20 protein-coding genes and 3 pseudogenes are annotated in these 20338 nt (G+C 68.3%); 8 read left to right on the top strand and 15 right to left on the bottom strand.

Going from position 1 to position 20338, the window contains the following annotated elements; translation table 11 throughout:
• Positions 1-61: 61 nt before the first annotated feature.
• The 5 genes and pseudogenes from denD to ID132_RS14925 form a co-directional block, all read right to left on the bottom strand.
• Positions 62-1027: a D-erythronate dehydrogenase gene (gene denD / locus ID132_RS10200; RefSeq protein ID WP_193128533.1), complete on the bottom strand. Its 966-nt coding sequence runs from the start codon at positions 1025-1027 to the stop codon at positions 62-64.
• A 54-nt stretch (positions 1028-1081) separates the two neighbouring features.
• Positions 1082-1855, bottom strand: a complete 774-nt coding sequence (locus ID132_RS10195; protein ID WP_125106641.1) for a DeoR/GlpR family DNA-binding transcription regulator — start codon at positions 1853-1855, stop codon at positions 1082-1084.
• Positions 1852-2643 carry a 2-oxo-tetronate isomerase gene (gene otnI, locus ID132_RS10190; RefSeq protein ID WP_193128532.1) on the bottom strand — a complete coding sequence of 264 codons (792 nt, stop codon included), beginning with the start codon at positions 2641-2643 and terminating at the stop codon, positions 1852-1854. The genes ID132_RS10195 and otnI overlap by 4 nt, the downstream gene beginning before the upstream one ends.
• A complete protein-coding gene (locus ID132_RS14930; RefSeq protein WP_328744188.1) occupies positions 2643-3353 on the bottom strand; it encodes a four-carbon acid sugar kinase family protein in 711 nt (236 codons plus the stop codon). Before ID132_RS14930 ends, otnI begins: the two co-directional genes overlap by 1 nt.
• A 118-nt stretch (positions 3354-3471) precedes the next feature.
• Positions 3472-3939: pseudogene (locus ID132_RS14925) on the bottom strand (four-carbon acid sugar kinase family protein); the annotation flags it as partial.
• A 175-nt stretch (positions 3940-4114) separates the two neighbouring features.
• On the opposite strand from ID132_RS14925, the gene ID132_RS10180 reads away from it, so the two are divergent.
• From ID132_RS10180 to ID132_RS10165, 4 genes are all read left to right on the top strand, one after another.
• Positions 4115-4459: a carboxymuconolactone decarboxylase family protein gene (locus ID132_RS10180; RefSeq protein WP_125106639.1), complete on the top strand. Its 345-nt coding sequence runs from the start codon at positions 4115-4117 to the stop codon at positions 4457-4459.
• A gap of 142 nt (positions 4460-4601) precedes the next feature.
• Positions 4602-5399, top strand: coding sequence for an SDR family oxidoreductase (locus ID132_RS10175; RefSeq protein ID WP_193128531.1), 798 nt, complete (start codon positions 4602-4604; stop codon positions 5397-5399).
• A 15-nt stretch (positions 5400-5414) separates the two neighbouring features.
• Positions 5415-5918 carry a nuclear transport factor 2 family protein gene (locus ID132_RS10170; RefSeq protein ID WP_193128530.1) on the top strand — a complete coding sequence of 168 codons (504 nt, stop codon included), beginning with the start codon at positions 5415-5417 and terminating at the stop codon, positions 5916-5918.
• Positions 5919-6012: 94 nt separating this feature from the next.
• Positions 6013-6576 (top strand): DJ-1/PfpI family protein, encoded by a 564-nt coding sequence (locus ID132_RS10165; RefSeq protein ID WP_125106632.1) that lies wholly within the window; start codon positions 6013-6015, stop codon positions 6574-6576.
• Here ID132_RS10165 and ID132_RS10160 read toward each other — a convergent pair.
• The 8 genes and pseudogenes from ID132_RS10160 to ID132_RS10125 all read right to left on the bottom strand — a co-directional run bounded on the left by ID132_RS10160 (position 6573) and on the right by ID132_RS10125 (position 16223).
• Positions 6573-7832: an alpha-hydroxy acid oxidase gene (locus tag ID132_RS10160; protein ID WP_125106631.1), complete on the bottom strand. Its 1260-nt coding sequence runs from the start codon at positions 7830-7832 to the stop codon at positions 6573-6575. The genes ID132_RS10165 and ID132_RS10160 overlap by 4 nt on opposite strands.
• A gap of 16 nt (positions 7833-7848) precedes the next feature.
• Positions 7849-8991, bottom strand: a complete 1143-nt coding sequence (locus ID132_RS10155; protein ID WP_328744183.1) for a rhamnulokinase — start codon at positions 8989-8991, stop codon at positions 7849-7851.
• Positions 8992-9312: 321 nt separating this feature from the next.
• Positions 9313-11355 carry a bifunctional aldolase/short-chain dehydrogenase gene (locus tag ID132_RS10150; protein WP_193128529.1) on the bottom strand — a complete coding sequence of 681 codons (2043 nt, stop codon included), beginning with the start codon at positions 11353-11355 and terminating at the stop codon, positions 9313-9315.
• An 18-nt stretch (positions 11356-11373) separates the two neighbouring features.
• Positions 11374-12543, bottom strand: coding sequence for an L-rhamnose isomerase (gene rhaI, locus ID132_RS10145; protein WP_125106628.1), 1170 nt, complete (start codon positions 12541-12543; stop codon positions 11374-11376).
• Positions 12544-12545: 2 nt separating this feature from the next.
• Positions 12546-12911, bottom strand: a complete 366-nt coding sequence (locus ID132_RS10140) for an L-rhamnose mutarotase (protein ID WP_125106627.1) — start codon at positions 12909-12911, stop codon at positions 12546-12548.
• Between the two features lie 114 nt (positions 12912-13025).
• Positions 13026-14059: pseudogene (gene rhaS / locus ID132_RS10135) on the bottom strand (rhamnose ABC transporter substrate-binding protein).
• Between the two features lie 26 nt (positions 14060-14085).
• Positions 14086-14988, bottom strand: coding sequence for an ABC transporter permease (locus ID132_RS10130; RefSeq protein ID WP_459562473.1), 903 nt, complete (start codon positions 14986-14988; stop codon positions 14086-14088).
• A gap of 209 nt (positions 14989-15197) precedes the next feature.
• Complete coding sequence (locus ID132_RS10125; protein WP_125107423.1) at positions 15198-16223, bottom strand: ABC transporter permease; 1026 nt, start codon at positions 16221-16223, stop codon at positions 15198-15200.
• 196 nt (positions 16224-16419) lie between these two features.
• Between ID132_RS10125 and ID132_RS13190 the strand changes: the two are divergent.
• The 3 genes and pseudogenes from ID132_RS13190 to ID132_RS10110 all read left to right on the top strand — a co-directional run bounded on the left by ID132_RS13190 (position 16420) and on the right by ID132_RS10110 (position 18440).
• Positions 16420-17724 (top strand): annotated as a pseudogene (locus ID132_RS13190) (ISL3 family transposase).
• Positions 17721-17978 carry a DMT family transporter gene (locus tag ID132_RS13185; RefSeq protein ID WP_211198376.1) on the top strand — a complete coding sequence of 86 codons (258 nt, stop codon included), beginning with the start codon at positions 17721-17723 and terminating at the stop codon, positions 17976-17978. The pseudogene ID132_RS13190 and the gene ID132_RS13185 overlap by 4 nt, the downstream one beginning before the upstream one ends.
• A 36-nt stretch (positions 17979-18014) precedes the next feature.
• On the top strand, positions 18015-18440 hold the full coding sequence (locus ID132_RS10110) for a DMT family transporter (protein ID WP_125106623.1): 426 nt from the start codon (positions 18015-18017) through the stop codon (positions 18438-18440).
• A gap of 276 nt (positions 18441-18716) precedes the next feature.
• Here the strand turns inward: ID132_RS10110 and ID132_RS10105 are convergent, their stop codons facing one another.
• A complete protein-coding gene (locus ID132_RS10105; RefSeq protein WP_193128525.1) occupies positions 18717-19583 on the bottom strand; it encodes an NmrA family NAD(P)-binding protein in 867 nt (288 codons plus the stop codon).
• A gap of 75 nt (positions 19584-19658) precedes the next feature.
• On the opposite strand from ID132_RS10105, the gene ID132_RS10100 reads away from it, so the two are divergent.
• Positions 19659-20015 (top strand): winged helix-turn-helix transcriptional regulator, encoded by a 357-nt coding sequence (locus ID132_RS10100; protein ID WP_328744174.1) that lies wholly within the window; start codon positions 19659-19661, stop codon positions 20013-20015.
• 69 nt (positions 20016-20084) lie between these two features.
• On the opposite strand, the gene ID132_RS14030 is transcribed toward ID132_RS10100, so the two are convergent.
• Positions 20085-20282, bottom strand: a complete 198-nt coding sequence (locus tag ID132_RS14030) for a winged helix-turn-helix transcriptional regulator (protein ID WP_235988467.1) — start codon at positions 20280-20282, stop codon at positions 20085-20087.
• Positions 20283-20338 lie beyond the last annotated feature (56 nt).

Raw genomic sequence — 20338 nt, 5'->3', positions numbered from 1 at the left:
CCCTCAACTGCGAAGAGCCGTCAATGAGTGCAATGTTCATTTGGGGTAGCTCCGTTGCTGCCTAGTTGCCGGTGACGAACTCGTCGCGGTACTGCCGCACGACATCGGTGAACTGCTCGTCCTTGATGAAGCCGAGCGCGAGCGGGCGGGCGACGTCGAAGTCACCGGGCCACGAGCACACGATGTCCATGACCGCGGCGTCGTGCTCCTCGGTGACGAGCGCGCGAGCCTCCTCGCCCCCGACGGTGCGCAGCGCATCCAGCATCTCGGCAACCGTGACGCTGATGCCGGGCACGTTCACGGTGCGCCACGAGCCGAGCTGCNCGCCGGCGAGGTCGAAGCCGTGCACGAGGTTCGTTACGGCCGAGTCGGGCGACGAGAGCCACATGCGGGTGTCCTGCGGCACCGGCAGCGCCGAGGCCTCGCCGTTGAGCGGCTCGCGCAGGATGCCGCTCGCGAACGAGGATGCGGCGGAGTTCGGTTTGCCGGGGCGCACCGAGATCGTGGGCAGGCGGAATACACGGCCGTCGACGTAGCCCTTGCGCGAGTACTCGTTCACGAGCAACTCGCCGACTGCCTTGAACGAGCCGTAGGTCGACTCGGGCATGCTCGCGAGCGTCTCGGGCACGACGGCGGGCATCTCGCCGCCGAACACGGCGAGCGACGAGGTGAAGACGAAGCGGGGGCTGGTGCCGCCGGCGCGCGCGGCCTCGAGCAGGGCGCGCGTCGCCTCGACGTTGACGGGCATCGCGAGGTCGAAGTCGACCTCCGAGCCGCCCGAGAGGATCGCGGCGAGGTGGAACACGCCGGCGGTGTCGGTGCCGACCGTCTCGCGCAGCAGCTCGACGTCGCCGATGTCGCCGACCACCGATTCGACCCGGGGGTCTTCGATCTTCGACGCCGCGAGGTCGAGCGACACGATGCGATCGAAGTCGACCTGCAGCGAGCCCTCGTCGGCTCGGCGAAGCAGTTCGCGGATCACGCGGCTGCCGAGGAATCCGGCGCCACCGGTAACGATGATTTTCATGGAGTGCTGGCCTTTCAGCGGGTTGATAAGGGTTACGCCGGCGCGCGGGATGCGCTAGCGAACGGTGGATGGGGTTTGGAGCACTTCGAGGCCGGCCTCGACGAGCGCGTCGTGGGCCGACTCGGGCAGTTCGGCGTCGGTCACGAGCCCGTCAAAGCGCTCGAGCGCGATCGACTTGAGCGGCATGACGCGGCCGTACTTCGTGCTGTCGGTGACGAGGAAGACGCGACGGGCGTTGTCGGCCGCCGTGTTCTTCACGATGTTCTTCGCCTCGGTGTGCACCGAGCTGCCGCGCAGGTCGAACGCCGGCGTCGAGATGAATGCGACGTCGAAGTTGAACTCGCGGATCGCGTCGGCGGTCGCCCGGCCCTCGGCCGAGAGATTGGCCCGGTCGATGATGCCCGCGGTGAGGTGCAGCTCGTTCGTCGAGCGCTCGGCGAGCCACTGCGCGATGACGAGGTCGTTCGTGACCACGACGAGGCCCTCCTTCGCGACGAGCGCCTTCGCGATCTCGAGGGTCGTCGTGCCCGCGTCGAGGAAGATGACGTCGCCCGGCCCCACGAGGGTCGCGGCGAGCGCGCCGATCTCGGCCTTCTCATCCGGCCGCAGGGCGGCCTTGTCGGCGTGCGCGAGGTCGAGCGACAGGCGCGACGGCAGCGTGACACCGCGCGCCACCGAGCTCACGCGCCCGGCCGACTCAAGCGCGGCGATGTCGCGGCGCACCGTCATGTGCGAGACGTCGAGCGCCTCGACGAGTTCGGCGATCGTGAGGCTGCCGCGCTCGGTGAGCAGCCGCATGATCGTGCGCTGCCGTTCGACGGGAATCATCGCTCGCCCTGCCAGTTCTCGTAGGCGTCGAGCCAGCCGAGCCCCTCGGTCGTGCCCGCCGCCGGGCGGTACTCGCAGCCGACCCAGCCGTCGTAGCCCGTGCGGTCGAGCGCCTCGAGCACGAACGGGTAGAACAGTTCGCCGCGATCGGGCTCGTTGCGCGCGGGCACCGAGGCGAGCTGCACGTGCCCGATCAGGCCCGCGACCCGCTCGACGAGGTGGGTGATGTCACCGTCGGTGAGCTGTGCGTGATAGAAGTCGAACTGCAGCCGCACGTTGTCGCGGTCAATCTCTTCGATGAGGTCGACCGCGTGCGCAACCGTCGGCAGGTAGTAGCCGGGGTTGTCGTACTCGTTGAGCGGCTCGAGCACGAGCAGTCGCCCCGCATCCGCCGCCTGTTCGGCGGCCCAGCGCGCGTTCTCGACGTAGTGGGCACGCAGCTCGGCGTCGTGAATGTCGCCCGCAAACCCCGACATCAGGTGCAGTTTCGGGCAGTCGAGCGCCTCAGCGTACTCAAGGGCCTGGAAAATGGATGCGCGGAACTCGTCCTCGCGCCCGGGCAGGGCCGCGAGGCCCTTCTCCCCCGCGGCCCAGTCGCCGGGGTAGACGTTGAACAGCGCCATGGTGAGCCCGTGCTCGTCGAGGCGGGCGCGAAGTTCCTCGGCCGGCCACTCGTACGGGAAGAGGAACTCGACGGCCTTGAACCCTGCGTCGGCCGCGGCCGCAAATCGATCAAGGAAGTCGAGCTCGGTGAACATCATCGAGAGGTTGGCGGCGAACTTCGGCATTAGCGTGACTCCCTTGTCGTCTGGTCGGTGAGGCCCTGGGCTCGCGAGAAGAAGTCGACGTCACCGAAGTTGCCGCTCTTCAGCGCGAGCTCGAGGGTGCCGTCGAGCGAGCGCACCCACGGCACGCCCGGCGCGATCTGGGGGCCGATGTGGAAGCCCTCGACGCCGAGCGCGGTGGTGACGATGCCCGAGGTTTCGCCGCCTGCGACGATGAAGCGCGTCACCCCGGCGCCGCGCAGCTCGGCGGCGAGCCAGGCGAACAGGCCCTCGATGGTGGCCGAGGTCGTTTCGGCTCCGTAGCGCTGCTGCAGCCCGCGCACGGCTTCGGGGTCAGCGGTTGCGTAGACGAGGGGCGCGGGGGCGGCCGGCTGCTCGAGCACCCAGGCGAGCACCTCGTCGCGGTAGGCCGTCTGCTCGGCAGCGGCCTCGGTGAGCAGGCGGTCGACGTCGACCGCGAGCGACGGTGCGACCTCGCGGTAGGCGGCGACCTGCTTGTTCGTCATCTCGCTCGCCGAGCCCGAGAACACGACCGCGCGGCCCTCGATGGGTGTCCAGTCGCTCGCCGCGCTCTCGCTCGCGCTCGCGGCATCCCGGCCGCTCAGCGCGCGGGCGAGGCCGCCGCCGATGCCCGAGCCGCCGGTCACGAGTGGCAGCTCGGTCGTCGCCTCGCCGATCGCGGTGAGGTGCTCGGCGGTGAGCGTGTCGGTCACGGCATAGCGGATGCCCTGCTCGCGCAGCTGCGCCAGGGCCTCNGCGAATCGCCTCGGCGCCGAGCTCGATCACCGTGACTGGAATGACCGCAGCCTTGCCCTCCGACTGCGCCTCCATGAGGCGTACGAGGCTCGCGTCGGTCATCGGCGTCACCGGGTGGTTGCGCATGCCCGACTCGTCGAGCGGCACGCCGTTGACGAAGAGGTAGCCGTTGTAGACGGTGCGGCCGTTCACGGGCAACGCCGGGCTGACTACCGTGATGTCGGCGCCCGTCGCCTGCATGAGGGCGTCGGTCACCGGGCCGATGTTGCCCTCGGGCGTGCTGTCGAAGGTTGAGCAGTACTTGAAGATGATGCGCTCGGCACCGGCGNGCAGCGCCTCGCGCGCCGCGAGCGATTGCACAACCGCGTCGCCTGCGGGGATCGATCGGCTCTTCAGGCTGATCACGATGGCGTCGACGTCGGGCAACGGGCCGGTGGGCACCCCGCTGAGCTGCGCGGTGCGCAAACCGCCCTCAACCAGGAAGCCGGCAATGTCGGTCGCCCCGGTGAAGTCGTCGGCGATGACTCCGATCTGTAGAGCCACGTGTCCTCCTCATTGATCGACACTGGGCGCACCAAAATGCACCACAATTTCACATATCTTCACAAGATAGCACTCTGTGGCACGGCGCATCGCGTCTATGGATTTGTGACGCCGGGCTACGCGCGGGGAAGTTTCGCCCAGTCGCGCTCGTTACGTTGCCGATAGGAGGTACAACATGACCGAGTACTTTGACCGCAATGACCGTGACTACACCAAGGTGTACAAAGAGCACACGCCCGACATCTTGAAGAAGTTTGGCGAGTTCGACGCCGCCGTCTTCGCCAAGGAAGGCCGCGAGATCCCGCTGAAGTACCGCGAGCTCATCGCGCTCGCCGTGGGCATCACGACGCAGTGTGTCTACTGCATCGACGCGCACTCGCAGAACGCCGTCAAGGCCGGCGCGAGTGAGGCCGAACTTGCCGAAGCCGCGTGGGTCGCGACCGCGATCCGCGCCGGTGGCGGTTACGCGCACGGCCGTCTCGCGTTCAAGCTCGCGGGCGACGCGGGCCACACGCACTAGTCGCGCGACACCGCCTCACCGGGTCGCGCTCGGGAACCCCTCGGGCGCCGGCGTGCTCGTCGCGGCCCGCCCATCCGCCTAGCCCGCGTCACACGGCGACTCGCAAGTTGAGCGAGTCGCCGTGCCGGCGTGAACTTGAGGCATGAGCACCACCGACAGCGCGCGACCCGGCCGCCTCGCGGGCAAGGTCGCCTTCATCACCGGCGCGGGCGCGGGCATCGGCCTCGCCACCGCGCACCGCTTCATCGACGAGGGCGCAGTCGTCGCGGCCGCCGACCTCACGCCGCCCGACGCGAACGACTCGCTGCTGCCGCTGCAGGTCGACGTGCGCGACCAGGCGAGCCTGGATGCGGCGGTTGCGGCCACGCTCGAGCGCTTCGGCCGCATCGACGTGCTGTTCGCGAACGCGGGCGTGCTGTTGCCCGAGGCCCCGGCCGAGGAGCTCGACGAGGCCACCTGGAACACCGTCATCGACATCGACCTCTCGGGTGTCTGGCGCACCGCCAAGGCGGTCTTCCCCGCCCTGAAGCAGAACCCGAACGGCTCGAGCGTGATTCTCGCGTCGTCGACCGCGGGCATTCGCGGCGGCCCGAGCACGAGCGCCTACACCGCGGCAAAAACCGCGCTCGTCGGCCTCGCGAAGGTCTGGGCACACGAGCTCGGCGCGTTCGGCGGCCGCGTCAACACGACGCATCCGACCGCCGTCGGCACCGACCTCGTGCTCAACGAGGGCAACCTGCGCCGCTACCGGCCCGACCTCGTCGACCCGACGCCCGAAGACGTCATCGAGCCGTTCAAGCGTGGCAAGCTGCTCGACGTGCCGTGGATCGACCCCGTCGACGTCGCGAACGCCGTGCTCTTCCTCGCCTCCGACGAAGCTCGCTACATCACGGGCGCGAACCTCACGATCGACGCCGGCTCCACCACCAAGTGGGGCTAGGCAGACAGGACTCTCATGACGCTCACGGCCCAGGACCTCCTCGACCGCGCCGAGATTCTCGACGCGATCAACGCCTACTCGCACGCGCTCGACCAGCGCGAGTGGGGCATCCTCGCCGACGCGTTCACGCCCGACGCCGACATCGTGCTCATCGACCGCGACACCCACTACACGCCGCAGTCGCTGCAAGATGCGCTGAGCGGGCAGAACGACTCAACCCGCCTCTCGGGGCAGCACGTCAACGGCAACACCCGCTTCGAGATCGACGGCGACACCGCGCACACCGTCACCGAGGTGCTCTGGGTGACGCTGCAGACGACCGACGATTCCGAGTCGTTCAAGCACATCCGCGCCGGTGGCATTTACGTCGACGACCTCGTGCGCACCGAGGCCGGCTGGCGCATCGCACGCCGCGAGCTCGCGCTGAAGAACCGCGTCATCGAGTACCTGCCCTACGACGCGGTCGACGTCGAGAACATCCGTTACACCCTCGCCTCGAGCTGGTACAAGACGGCCTAGCGCCAGCGTGCGGCGGCGCTTTCACGCATCCTGAAGCTTGCCGCCGCACACTGCTGTCGTGGCCGGAATCACCGGCCCGCGCAAAGGAGCAACCATGTCGAAAGTCCTGATCATCGCCGGCGATTTTTCCGAGACCCTCGAAGTGTTCTACCCCTACGAGCGACTGCGCGAGGAGGGCTACGAACCCGTCATCGCGTCGCTCGAGAAGAAGCGCCTCCAGTTCGTGGTGCACGACTTCGAGCCCGGATATTTCAGCTTCACCGAAAAGCCGGGGCACGGCTGGGACGCCGACATCGCGGTCGCTGACGTCAACCCCGACGACTACGTTGCGCTCGTGATCCCCGGTGGCCGCGCGCCCGAGTACCTGCGCAACAACGCCGACGTGCAGCGCATCGTGCAGCACTTCTTCGGGGCGGATGCGCCGGTCGCCTCGACCTGCCACGGCCCGCTGATCCTCGCGAAGTCGGGTGTGCTCTCAGGCCGCACCTCGTCGGGCTTCCCCGAGGTCGCGCCCGACATCGAGTCGGGCGGCGCGACCTACCAGGGCGGCGAGGCGGTTGTCGACGGCAACCTCGTCACCTCGCGCGCATGGAACGACAACGGCCCCTGGTTCGGCGCCTTCATCAAACTGCTGCGCGAGAGCGCGCCGCTCGACTAGCGAACGAACGAATCGGCCCCGGCCGAACGCACCGGGGTGAGGCGCTCGAGCTGCGTCACATGGCGCGGCTCGAGTTCCTCGACGCTCGCGACGCCAAGCAGCGCCATGGTGCGCTTCACCTGCGAGCCGAGGATCTCGATCATACGGTCGACGCCCTCGCGGCCACCAGCCATGAGGCCGTAGAGGTATGCACGGCCGACGAGCGTGAACTTCGCGCCGAGCGCCATCGAGGCGACAATGTCGGCGCCGTGCATGATTCCCGTGTCGATCATGACGGTGGCGTCGGCACCGACCTCTCGAACGACCTCGGGCAGCAGGCGGAACGGAATTGGCGCGCGGTCGAGCTGACGGCCGCCGTGGTTCGACAGGATGATGCCGTCGACACCCTTATCGATGAGCCGCACCGCGTCGGGCACGTTCTGCACGCCCTTCACGACGAGCTTGCCCGGCCACATCTCGCGGATGATCGTGAGGTCGTCGTCCGAGATCGTCGGGTCCATCGCATAGTTGAGCAGCTCGCCGACGGTGCCGCCGGTCGTCGAGAGCGAGGCGAACTCGAGCTTCGGCGTGGTGAGGAAGTCCCACCACCACCACGGGCGCGGAATCGCGTCAACGATCGTCTTCACCGACAGCTGCGGCGGAATCGAGAAGCCGTTGCGCGAGTCGCGCATGCGGTTGCCCGCGATCGGGGTGTCAACCGTGAACATGAGTGTGTCGAAGCCGGCCTTCGCGGCGCGCTCGACGAGGCCGTACGAGATCTCGCGTTGGCGCATGACGTAGAGCTGGAACCAGTTGCGACCGGTCGGGTTCGCCGCCTTGACGTCCTCGATCGACGTCGTGCCGAGCGTCGAGAGCGAGAAGGGGATGCCCGCGGCCGCGGCAGCGCCGGCGCCGGCGGTCTCGCCCTCGGTCTGCATGAGGCGCGTGAAGCCGGTGGGCGCAATGCCGAACGGCAGAGCGCTGCGCCCGCCGAGAATATCGACCGAGGGGTCAACCTCGGGTGCCGGGCGGAGGATGTCGGGGTGGAACTCGACGTCACGGAACGCCTGGCGTGCGCGACGCATCGAGATCTCGTCGTCGGCCGCACCATCGGTGTAGTCGAACGCGGCGGCGGGCGTGCGGCGCTTCGCGATCTTGCGCAGGTCGGCGATCGTCAACGCTTGCGACAGTCGACGGCGCTTGAGGTTGAAATCAGGCTTCTGCAAATGCAGATACTCGAAAATCTCCGACGGCTTTGGAACCTGACGCTGCACCATATCTTCGTCCTCTTGTTCAGTAGTTCCCGTTGCTCGACACCCGCGGAGTGAAGCGGCGCAGGTCAACGGTCTGCGCAATCAGCGCTCGCAGGGCTTCCAGGTCGCCACGCACGGCGCCAAGGGCCCGCGCCTGCACAACGAGGTTGCCGAGCGCGGTCGCCTCGACCGGCCCGGCGACAACCGTAAGTACAGCACGGTCGGCCGTGAGTTGGCAGAGCAGGGTGTTGAGCGAGCCACCCCCAACGAGGTGGATCGCGCCCACCCGCTTGCCCGACAGTTCGGCAGCGCGGTGTACGGCATCCGCGAACGCCGCGGCGAGCGACTCGAGGATGCTCCGCACCAGCTCTGCGCGCCCGCTCGGCACCGCGAGGCCGCGGCCCGCGAGCCACTCGGTGATGCGCGCGTGCATCTCGCCCGGGGGCGCGAACACGGGGTCGTTCACGTCGAACACGGGCTGCGGTGCCGTGACGTCGGCCGCCGCGGCGAGCAGCTCGCCGAGGTCGATCGACTCGCCGTCGGCGCGCTCCCAGCCGCGGATCGTCTCGGAGAGCACCCAGAGCCCCATGACGTTGTGGAGGAAGCGGGTGCGGCCGTCGACGCCGCGCTCGTTCGTGAAATTCGCAGCGCGGGATGCCTCGGTGACGACAGGCGCCTCGAGCTCGACGCCGACGAGACCCCAGGTACCGCAGCTGATGAACGCGACGTCGGGGTCGGTCATTGGAATACCGACGACCGCCGAGGCGGTGTCGTGTGAACCGACCGCGAGCACCGGCACGCGCGTGTCGAGACCGGTGGCCTCGCCGACGCTCTCGCGCAGTGTGCCGATTTCGGTGCCGGGGTCGACGAGCGGCGGCAGAATCTCGGTGGGAATCCCGAGCTGCTGCGCGAGGTCGAAGTCCCACTCCCCCGCGAGCGAGAGCAGCCCGGTCGTCGAGGCGTTCGTGCGCTCGGCCACCTCGGCGCCCGTGAGCCAGTATCCGAGCAGGTCGGGGATGAGCAGTGCCCGGTCGGCCTGCGCGATCCGCGTCTCGTCGAGCACCTCCGCGACGTACTGGTACACCGTGTTGAAGGGCAGGTACTGCAGGCCGTTGCGGGCGTACAGCTCGGCGAAGGGGATGCGCTTGTGCGNTGAGCTCGGCCGCCCGCGCGCCCCGCGCATCCCGGTAGTGGAAGGGCACGCCGAGCATGCTGCCGCGGCGTAGCAGCGCGTAGTCAACGGCCCACGAGTCGATGCCGATCGACTGCAGCTGGGCGCCCGAGCGCCGCTGCGTCTCGCGGCCCGCGTCGCGCAGGCCGTCGAGGATGCTGCGGTAGAGCTCGACGATGTTCCAGTGCAGCCCATCGGGCAGCTCGACGGGGGTGTTCGGGAACCGGGCGACCGTGTGCATCCGGAGCTCGCCCGGCCCGACTTCGCCGACGATGACCCGGCCGCTTGTGGCGCCGAGGTCAACCGCAGCGACGTGTGCGCTCATCGCCGCGCCTATCGCAGGAACGCGGCGGCGACGCCGGAGTCGACGGGCAGGTGCACGCCAGTGGTGCGCGAGAGCTCCGGGCCCGTGAGCACGCAGACGGCGTCGGCGATGTTCTCGGGCACGACCTCGCGCTTGAGGATCGTGCGGTTCGCGTAGAACTGGCCGAGGTCTTCCTCCTTCACGCCGTAGGTCGCGGCGCGCTGCGCGCCCCAGCCACCGGCGAAGATGCCCGAGCCTCGCACGACACCGTCGGGATTGATGCCATTGACGCGCACACCGTGCTCGCCCAACTCGACCGCGAGCAGTCGCACCTGGTGCGCCTGGTCGGCCTTCGTCGCCGAGTAGGCGATGTTGTTCGGGCCCGCGAACACCGAGTTCTTCGAGGCGATGTAGACGATGTCGCCGCCGAGCTGCTGATCGATCAGCACCCGCGCCGCCGCCTTCGCAACGAGGAACGAGCCCTTCGCCATGACGTTGTGCTGGAGGTCCCAGTCGCGTTCGGTGGTCTCGAGCAGCGGCTTCGAAAGTGAAAGGCCAGCGTTGTTCACGACGAGGTCGAGGCCGCCGAACGCAAGCACCGCTTCGTCGACCGCGGCCTGCACGGCGGCCTCACTCGAGACGTCGGCGGCCACGCCGATCGCGACGTCGCTTGAGCCGAGCTCGGCGGCCGTGGCCTGCGCCTTCTCGAGGTCGAGGTCGGCGATGACGACACAGGCGCCCTCGCGGGCGAGTCGGGTCGCGACGGCCTTGCCAATGCCCGAGGCGGCGCCGGTGACGATGGCGATGCGGCCCTGGTGCGAGCGCGGCTTCGGCCGGCGCTGCAGCTTCGCCTCCTCGAGCGCCCAGTACTCGATGCGGAACTTCTCGGACTCGTCGATCGGCTGGTACATCGACAGCGCCTCGGCGCCGCGCATCACATTGATGGCGTTGACGTAGAACTCGCCCGCGACGCGCGCCGTCTGCTTGTCGGCGCCGTACGAGAACATGCCGACGCCCGGCACGAGCACGATGAGCGGGTCGGCCCCGCGCATCGCGGGCGACGCCTCGTCGGCGTAGCGCTCGTAGTACGCGGCGTAGTCGGTGCGGTAGGCCTCGTGCAGCTCGCGCAGGCGCGCGGTCTGTTCCTCGACGGATGCGGTGGCCGGCAGGTCGAGCACGAGCGGCTTCACCTTGGTGCGCAGGAAGTGGTCCGGGCAGCTCGTGCCGAGCTCGGCGAGGGGCGCGAGCTTCTCGCGCTGGAGGAAGTCGAGGACCTCCTCGGAGTCGGTGTAGTGGCCGACCATGGGTTTGTCGGCCGAGGCGATGCCGCGAACCACGCCCGCGAGCGCGGCGGCCCGCGCATGGCGCTCGGCCTCGGGCAGCGGCTCGAAGCCGGGCACGACGGGGCCGAAGGGCTCGGCCGCGCCGTTCGCGGCGATGTACTCCTCGGCGGTGCGGATGATCCAGAGCGAGTGCTCCTCGGCCTCGGCCGAGGTGTCGCCCCACGCGGTGATGCCGTGGCCGCCGAGGATGCAGCCGATCGCCTCGGGGTTCGCCTCCTTGATGGCAGCGATGTCGAGGCCGAGCTGGAAGCCGGGGCGGCGCCAGGGCACCCAGACGACGCGCTCGCCGAAGATCTTCGCGGTAAGTGCCTCGCCGTCGGCGGCGGTCGCGATGGCGATGCCGGAGTCGGGGTGGAGGTGGTCGACGTGCGCGGCGTCGACGAGCGCGTGCATCGCGGTGTCGATCGACGGCGCGGCGCCGCCCTTGCCGTGCAGGCAGAAGTCGAACGCGGCGACCATCTCGTCCTCGCGCTCGACGCCGGGGTAGACGTCGCGCAGGGCGCGCACCCGGTCGAGGCGAAGCACGGCGAGGCCGGACTCGGTGAGGGTGCCGAGGTCGCCGCCCGAGCCCTTCACCCAGAGCAGCTCAACCGCATCCCCCGTCACCGGGTCGGTGTCGCTGCCCTTGGCTGAGGTGTTGCCGCCGGCGTAGTTCGTGTTGCGCGCATCGGCGCCGAGCCGGTTGCTGCGGGAGAGAAGATCGGCGACGGCCGGATTCGTGGTGGTCATGCGAGTGTCGTCTGCTTTCTACGCGCCCCAGGAGGCCTGCTGGCCCCCGACGCGTTCCTGGGCGATCAGCTGCTGGTAGCCCGACGCGGCGTAGGCGCGCATCGGATTGGCGGCGAAGCCGCGCGACTCGCGCCAGGCGGCGAGCTGCTCGCGGACATCGATTTGGTAGGCGTCCATGAAGATTTCGTTCGCCTCGAGCACGTCGCCCGAGCGCTGGGCCTCGCCGAGCGCATCCCGGTCGAGCAACAGCGCGCGGGCCGCCATCTCCTGCACGTTGAGTACCGAGCGGATCTGCCCGGGGATCTTGTCTTCGACGTTGTGGCACTGGTCGAGCATGAAGGCGAGGTTCGGGTTGTTCCAGCCGCCGCCGCGGATCACCTCGGCAAGGATGCGGAACAGCTGGTACGGGTCGGCCGCGCCGACGATGAGGTCGTCGTCGGCGTAGAAGCGTGAGTTGAAGTCGAACGAGCCGAGCTTGCCGAGGCGCAGCAGCTGCATCACGATGAACTCGATGTTCGTGCCGGGCGCGTGGTGGCCGGTGTCGAGGCAGACCACGGCCTTGTCGCCGAGCGCTGAGACCTGGGCGTAGCTCGTGCCCCAGTCGGGCACATCGGTGTGATAGAACGCCGGCTCGAAGAACTTGTACTCGAGCACGAGGCGCTGCGCGTCGCCCAGGCGGGCGTAGATCTGCTGCAGCGAGTCCTGCAGGCGGTCCTGGCGGCCGCGCATGTCGGCCTGGCCGGGGTAGTTCGAGCCGTCGGCGAGCCAGATCTTGAGGTCGCGCGAGCCCGTGACGTTCATGATGTCGATGCACTCGAAGTGGTGGTCGATCGCCTTCTGGCGCAGCTTCGGGTCCTCATGCGTGAGGCTGCCGAACTTGAAGTCGTCGTCCTGGAACGTGTTCGAGTTAACGGTGCCGAGCTCGACGCCGTGCCGCTGCGCGTGCTCGACGAGGGTGCCGTAGTCGTCAACCTCGTCCCACGGGTAGTGGATCGCCACAACCTGACCGAGACCGGTGTACTTGCTCACCTGCGCGGCGTCGGCGATCTTCTCGAACGGGTCGCGCGGGGTGCCGGGTGTGCCAAACACCTTGAAGCGCGTGCCCGAGTTGCCGAACGCCCACGAGGGCAGTTCGATGACGAGCTGCCCGAGGGTGTCGAGCTGCTGCTGCGTAAGGGTGCGGGTCATGGTCAGCTTCCTGTTTGCGTGCGGGTGGCCTGCAGTTGGTCCCCGAGGTGAAAGATTTCGATGAGTGGTGGAGTCTGGTCGGCGCGGCCGTCGACATCGTCGAAGAACTCGGCCATCTCCGCCTCCCAGGCGGTCGCGACGTCGCTCGCGGCGAGGTAGTCGCGGGCGGCCTCGTCGTCATCGGTCTCGTAGTAGCCGACGAGCAGGCCGTCACCCGCGAGAAAGAGTGAGTAGTTGCGGCGACCGGCCCGGGCGATCTCTTCGAGCATCTCGGCGCGCACGGGAGTGTGGCGCCGCAGGTACTCGTCGAGTTTGTCGGGGCGGATGCGCAGGGTGAAGCACACGCGCTGTGGCTGGAGCTCGGGCATCCGGGCTGGTCTCGCTCTCGCCGCTACGCGGCATTGATTCGATTCAGGTGGTGGGGCGGATGCGCCCGCTCGGCCGAGCGTGTCGGCTGCGGCCGAGCGGGCGTCCGGTGGCGACTAGAAGTCGAAGTCGCCGATGTTGTCCTTGTTGAAGACGAACGGGTCGCCGAGCAGGACGGTGCCGTCGGCGCCGACCGTGTACTCGCCGAGCTTGCCGGCCTCGAAGGTGTCACCCTCGGCACCCGTGATGGTGCCGTCGATCAGGGCCTGCGCGGTGTACGCCGCAAGGTAGCCGAGGTCTTCGGGGTTCCAGAGGGCGAACGACTCAACCGTGCCGCTCTCGACGTACTCGCGCATCTGGTTTGGCGTGCCGAGACCGGTGATCGCAACCTTGCCCTTGTACTCCGATGTGTCGACGTAACGCGCGGCCGCGGCGATGCCCACGGTGGTCGGCGAGACGATGCCCTTGAGGTCGAGGTAGGTCTGGAGCAGCGACGAGGTCTTGTCGAACGAGGTCTGGTCGTCGTCGTCACCGTAGACGACCTCAACGAGCTCGATGTCGGGATAGTCCGACTTGAGGTATTCCTTCATGAGCTCGATCCAGGCGTTCTGGTTCGTCGCGTTGGCCGAGGCCGACAGAATCGCGATCTGGCCCTTGCCACCGATCTGGTCGGCGATGAGGTCGATCTGCGTCTTCGCGATGCCGTCCGCGTCAGCCTGGTTCACGAACACGTCGCGGCACTCGGGGTCGGTGTCGGAGTCGAAGGTCACGACCTTCACGCCCGCGCTCTTCGCCTCTTCGAGTGCCGAGCAGATCGCACTCGGGTCGTTCGCCGAGATCACGATCGAGCCCACCTGCTGCTGGGTGAGCGTGTTGATGTAGNGGGGGGGGCCTCGGCGGGGCCGACCTCGTTGAAGGTGCCACCGAACTCCTCAACGGCGGCCTTGCCACCGGTCGACGAGGCGTCGAAGTAGGGGTTACCGAGGTTCTTCGGCACGAAGGTGACCGACAGGTCGTCTGAGCCTTCGGCTGCAGCATCCGTCGAGCCGGTCGAGCCGCTGCCGGTGTCGGCGCAGCCCGCGAGGGCAATTGAGACGGCCGCGGCGGCCGCGATCAGTGCGCCGATACGACGCTTTCCAGCAAACTTCATTGTGTTGCCTTTCGTTGGGTGGGTGGCTAGTTCGGCGATGAGGTCGAGGTGGTGGGGATGGTCTGGGTGCCGACTCGGGCCGCCTTCGCCGCGGCGAGGCGGGCGCGGCGAAGCTGCACCCAGTCGATGACGCTCGCGAGCACCACCGAGAGCACGAGCAGCACGCCGGTGATGATGTTGATGACGTCGCTCGTCACGTTGGCGAGGCGCAGCGCGCTCGACAGAGTTCCGATGAGCAGCGCGGCGGCGATGACGCCGTAGATCTTGCCGCGACCGCCGAAGACCGAGACGCCGCCGAGCACGACCGCCGCGATCACCTGCAACTCGAGGCCGGTCGCGTTGTCACCGCGGGCCGAGCCGTAGCGGAGGGTGAAGAAGATGCCGGCGAAGGCCGAGACGACACCCGCAAACACAAACAGCAGGAACTTCGTGCGCTCAACCCGCACGCCCGAGAAGCGCGCCGCGTCGGACGACAGGCCGATCGCGTAGACGCCGCGGCCGAAGGTCGAGAAGTGCAGCATGACGACGAAGATCGCGAGCAGAATCACGAAGGGCAGCATGATGTAGGGCAGCGGCGTGCCCGAGATCTTTGCCTGGGCGAGCGCCGTCCACTCCTCGGGGAAGCTCGTCACGGCGGCGGTGCCGAGCGGGCCGACCGCGAGGCCGCGGAACAGCGCCATGGTGCCGATCGTGACAGCGAGCGAAGGCAGTCCGACGACGGTGACGAGAAAGCCGTTCACCGCACCGCCGAGCACACCAACGAGCAGGGCGATGGTTGCCGCCACGCCAAAGCCGACCCCGGCCTGCACAAGCACGCCCGTGACAACCGACGAGAGGCCGACCATCGAACCGACCGACAGGTCGATCTCGCCCGTGATCATCACGAGCGTCATCGGCAGCGCGATGAGCAGAATCGGCGCGATGTCCATGAGCAGGTAGGTCAGCGTGATCGGCTGGGCGAAGCCGCGCACGGCGGTCATGGCGACGAGCGCGACGNCGACGAGCAGCAGCACGATCGCCATCTCACGGCTGATCAGGAGGCGCTTCCACGCGGGGCGCCCGAACGGCGCAATCACGCGGGTGGGGGCACCGACGGCCGCCTCGGCGGGCGTCGGTTCGCGAGTGGTGTCGATGGTGGTCATGCGGTGCTCCTGGCCGTCTCTGGTTCGGGCACTCCGGGCGGGGGTGGGGCATCCTCCCGGCCGCGAGATTCGATGAGTCGTCGTTTCTGACGCAGCGCGACCGCGCGGTCGAGCACGATGGCGCCGAGGATGAGCAGGCCGACGACGAAGCGCTGCCAGAAGTCGGGGATACCGAGCACCGGAAGGGCGCGGTTGATGGTGGCGAGCAGCATGCCGCCGATTGCGGCGCCCCAGAGGGTGCCGACGCCACCGGTGATCGCGACGCCGCCGATGACGGCCGCGCCGACCGCGTCGAGCTCCCAGCCAGAACCGGCCTGCGAGTTCACGGTGCCGTAGCGCGCCGCGTAGAACACGCCGGCGAGGCCCGCGAGCGCACCCGAGAGCACGAACGCCGTCAGCACGCGGCGCGTGGTCTTGAGGCCGTAGAGCTCGGCAGCGGCGGGGTCGGAGCCGATCGCGTAGTACTCGCGGCCGCCGCGGGTGTTCTTGATGAGCCAGGCCGCAATGAACAGCACGATGAAGGCGATGATCGCGAGAACCGGAATTGAGAGCACCTGGCCCGTGCCGAGCGAAAGGAAGTCGCGGGGCAGGTCGCTCGCGTTGATGCGGTCGCTTCCGGCCCAGAGCACGTTGATGCCGCGGTAGGCGTAGAGCATGCCAAGCGTGATCACCATGGCCGGCACCCGCGCGAAGGCGACGAGCGCGCCGCTGATCAGGCCGAGCACGCCGCCGAAGATGATGACGAGCACGATGACGAGCAGCATCGGGATGCCCGGCAGGTCGATGAACAGGCGGCCAGTGAGGTAGGCAGACAGGCCCATGACCGAGCCGACCGAGAGGTCAACGTTGCGGGTGATGAGCACAATGCCCTGGCCGACCGCAACGAGCACGAGGATCGACGGGGTGAGGAACAGGTCGCGCCAGCCGTCGGCCGAGAACGTGAAGTTCGGGTTCTTCGCGGTCGCGGCGACGATGACGATGAGCAGGGCGAGCAGGATGCTCAGCTCGCGCACGCGGCCCATGAACGAAATGCGTCGGCTCACCCGAGAGGTCGGGATCGCGGTGGTAGCGACGGGCTTCAGCCCGGGAAGATTGCTGGCTCTTCACAGATGAGGGTGTAGCTGTGGTGCGACCTGGGGCGGCGCGTCGGTGTCGGGGTGAGGGTCGAGGTCTTCCGATGATGGGAGTTCTCACACAACCCGTCCGGAAGACCTCGACGTGCCTGACGCTACCTTCACGCGCCCTGACCTGACTACCTTCACCCGCCTCGACGGCCTCGGTCTGGAGGTCACCGGCCAGCTGCTCGAGCCTGACCGGTCCGTGCTGGCGTGCCGGGTCGTGGAGCCGGACGACTGGTGCAGGCGGTGCGGCTGCCAGGGCGTGCCCCGTGACACGGTGAGCAGGGAGTTGGCGCACGAGCCGTTCGGGTGGCGCCCTACCACGCTGGTGCTCACCGTGCGCCGCTACCGCTGCAAGGAGTGCTCGCACGTGTGGCGTCAGGACACCACCGCTGCGGCGCCGCCGCGGGCCAAGATCTCCCGCGCCGGCCTGCGGTGGGGTCTGGTCGGGATCGTCGTCGGCCACCTGTCGATGGCCCGAGTTGCCGAAGGACTGGGCGTGGCGTGGAACACCGCCAACGACGCGGTCCTGGCTGAGGGCCGGCGTCTGCTCATCGAGGACCCGACCCGCCTGGACGGTGTCAAGGTCGTCGGGGTCGATGAGCGCGCGTGGCGGCACACCCGGCGCGGTGACAAGTACGTCNCGTGATCATCGACCTCACCCCGGTCCGGGACGGCACCGGGCCCTCACGCCTGCTGGACGTGGTCGAAGGTCGGTCGAAGAAGGCGTTCAAGGACTGGCTGGCCGAGCGGGACCAGGCTTGGCGCGATGGGATCGAGGTCGTGGCCATGGATGGGTTCGCGGGCTTCAAGACCGCCACCACCGAGGAGCTGCCGGACGCCGTCACGGTTATGGATCCCTTCCACGTCATCCGGTTGGCCGGGGACGCTCTCGATGAGTGCCGCCGCCGAGTCCAGCAGGAACTGCACGGACACCGCGGACGCAAGGGCGACCCGCTCTACACCGCGCGGCGGACCCTGCACACCGGGGCTGACCTGCTCACCGACCGCCAGCACGAGCGCCTTGACAAGCTCTTCGCTGGGGACCGGCACGTGCAAGTCGAGTGCACCTGGGGGATCTACCAGCGCATGATCTCCGCCTACCGTCACCCCGACCGGGCAGCCGGCCGCGTCGAGATGAGCTCCGTGATCGACGCCCTCGCCGACAGTGTGCCTGAGGCGTTGGTAGAACTGCGCAAGCTCGGCCGCACCCTGACCAGACGCGCCTGCGACGTCCTGGCCTACTTCGACCGGCCGCGCACGAGCAACGGACCTACCGAAGCCGTGAACGGTCGCCTCGAGCACCTGCGTGGCCTGNCTCGGCTTCCGCAACCTCACCAACTACATAGCCCGCGCACTCCTCGAAGCCGGCGGATTCAGACCACACCTACACCCCGAACTGTGAAGAGCCGGTTTACCAAACTGTGGTGGACGATCATCACGCTGGTCAGCGGCGCGATCGCCACCTTTTTCCTCAGCCTCGCGCTGCTGACCTTCGATGTGGGCGTCAGCTACGCCCTGTGGACCTCGCTCGCAGGTGTCGGGATCGTCGTCGTCGGCGCCCTCTTCCTCTCCCAGCACCTGACCTGGAAGAAGCTCGCGGGTATCGCCGTCGTCATCGCTGGTTTCGTCGGACTCAACCTCGCCGGAACCGCCTGACCCGCCCCGACCGACCACTCTGAAAGGACACACGGCATGACAACTTCGTCGCACACCTCGACACCGAACGCCACTGAGAACAAGACCGGTCCCTGGCTGGCCCTGCTCCTCGCTGGAGCATTCGAAGCTGGCTACGCACTCAGCGTGAACGGAAGTGAGGGGTTCACCAACCTCGTCTGGTCGCTCGTCGCCATCGTCTTCTTCTTGTTCACGCTGTTCTTCCTCAGCGTCGCACTCAAAGCCATCGACGTCGGGATCGGCTATGCGGTGTGGGCCGGTACCGGCTCCATCGGGGCCGCGCTCCTCGGACCGGTCTTCTTTGACGAGACCCTCACCCTGGCTAAGGCGTTCTGGCTGACCGTCATCATCGGCGGCGTCGTCTGGCTCAAGCTCGCCGACAGCCCCAAGCTTGCCGCCACGCAGCACGCGAGACAGCCAGAGACTTCCGGCACGCAGTCCTAACCACGCTCGGGACTGGTGCACGTGTAGGTGACAGTCTTCGTCACGCCGCGTCTGCGGTCGTGTGGTCCATGATCAGCTCGTACTCGATGGGGGTCAACCGAACCTTCAGCAGTCCCAGTTTCATCGTGTCCAACGGGTGGAAGGCGGGACAGCAAGTCTTCACGCAGGGCGTGCAGTCCACTACGCGCCGCAGGACCGTCGTGCCGCGGTGAGACCGACGCCGCCAGATCCTTGGTTGGGTTTCCGCAGCCGAAGAGCGGACGTCCGGGCGACCTGTCAGTCCGGCAGCACCGCGTCGAGCCACGCGGTGACGGTGCGGGGCGTGAGGCCCAGCAGGGTCTGGGCGCTGTTGGTCACGGCGATGGTGTTGTCGTCCTGGGTGTTCAGTGCCTGATAAAGACCGACGACGGGGGCCGCGGCATCGGCGCCGAACAGCGGGCTGATCAGGTCCCCGAACTGGTCCGGGGTGATTGCTTCGAACCGGATGTCACGGCCGAGACGCTCAGTGAAGCCCTTCGCGAGGTCGGGGCCGGTGAGGCCGGGGAGGTGTCCGATTGCGACGGTGCCGGTCACGGTGGTGTCGGTGAGGAGGCGGACGACAACGTCGGCGACGTCGAGGTGGGAGCTCCACGACACCGGGAACGACTCGGGCAGGGGGTAGCGGAGCACGCCTTCTTCGCGGGCGGGCCCGGCGATGACGGGCAGCAGAAGGTTCTCCAGGTACAGGCGTGGTGCGACCACGGCGGTGGACACCCCGGTGTCGGTGATGCCCTGGATCAGGGTGGCGATCGGGCTGTCGGCAGGGGCCTGCAGGGGGCTGCCGGGCTGATCGACGATCTGCCCACTGGTGGAGATCACCACACGACCAGGCTTCGCGGCTGCCACAGCCTTCGTGATCGCGTCGACGTAGGCGGGCGCGCGGCCTGAGCCGTCCATCGGCAGGTGCACGAACACGCCGTCTGCTCCCGCGTAGAGATCGGTGAGCGTGTCGACGTTGGCGAGGTCGACCGACGCGGCGGTGACGCCGTCGGGCAGGCCGGTGGGGGTGCGGACAGCGGCGACGGCCTGCTTGCCAGCGGCGGTCAGAGCAGAGAGGACGGGGGAACCCTGGGCGCCCGTGGCGCCATGCACGATAAACGTCATGCCTCTATTAGTGCATACGGTGCATCGGTTACGTCAACTGCACCAACGGCGCGTATGGTGACAGGTGTGAGTGACGTGGATCTTCCCGAGTGCGGTGTCGCCAGGTTTCTGATGCTGTTCGATGGGCCGTGGGCGACACTGATCGTACGCGAGCTCATGCACGGGCCGCAGCGCTTCGGCGAGCTACGCGACGCGTTGGAGGGCATCAGTGCGCACACGCTGACGAACCGGCTGCGCCTGTTCGAGACCCGGGGCATCGTCACCCGTACCGCGTACGCGGAGATCCCGCCGCGCGTGGTGTACGAGCTCACCGAGCTGGGCTGGCAATTGCGGCCCGTGCTGGATGCGATGTACGAGTGGGGCATGGCCGCCCCCGCGTCAGCCTTCACCAACGAGGCCCCGGAGCCTGGGGGTAGCCGATCGGACCGGTGAGGCCGCTCGTCCGCTCGACATCTCGTGCCGGGGCCTCGGTGTTGTGGTGTGTCCCTGCCGGTGATGGTTTCAGGCCGTCGAGGGCTGGTCGGGGTGGGGCAGTGAGGTGGCCCAACCGTTGAGGGTCTGCAGGATGGGGCGCAGTGTGTGCCCGGTGGGGGTGAGTTCGTAGACGACTTTCGGGGGGATCTCGTCATGGGCGGTGCGGGTGAGTAGCCCGTGTTCTTCGAAGCGGCGGAGCCTGGCCGCGAGGGTGTGTGCGCTCATGCCCGGCAGTGCGGTCGCGATCTCGGTGAATCGCCGGGGGCCGTCGAGCAGTTCCC

This window comes from Gulosibacter sediminis, from assembly GCF_014904065.1.
GTDB classification, from domain to species: domain Bacteria; phylum Actinomycetota; class Actinomycetes; order Actinomycetales; family Microbacteriaceae; genus Gulosibacter; species Gulosibacter sediminis.
The sequence above is the reverse complement of the archived record's forward strand: the minus strand, read 5'-3'. Positions and strand labels throughout refer to the sequence as shown.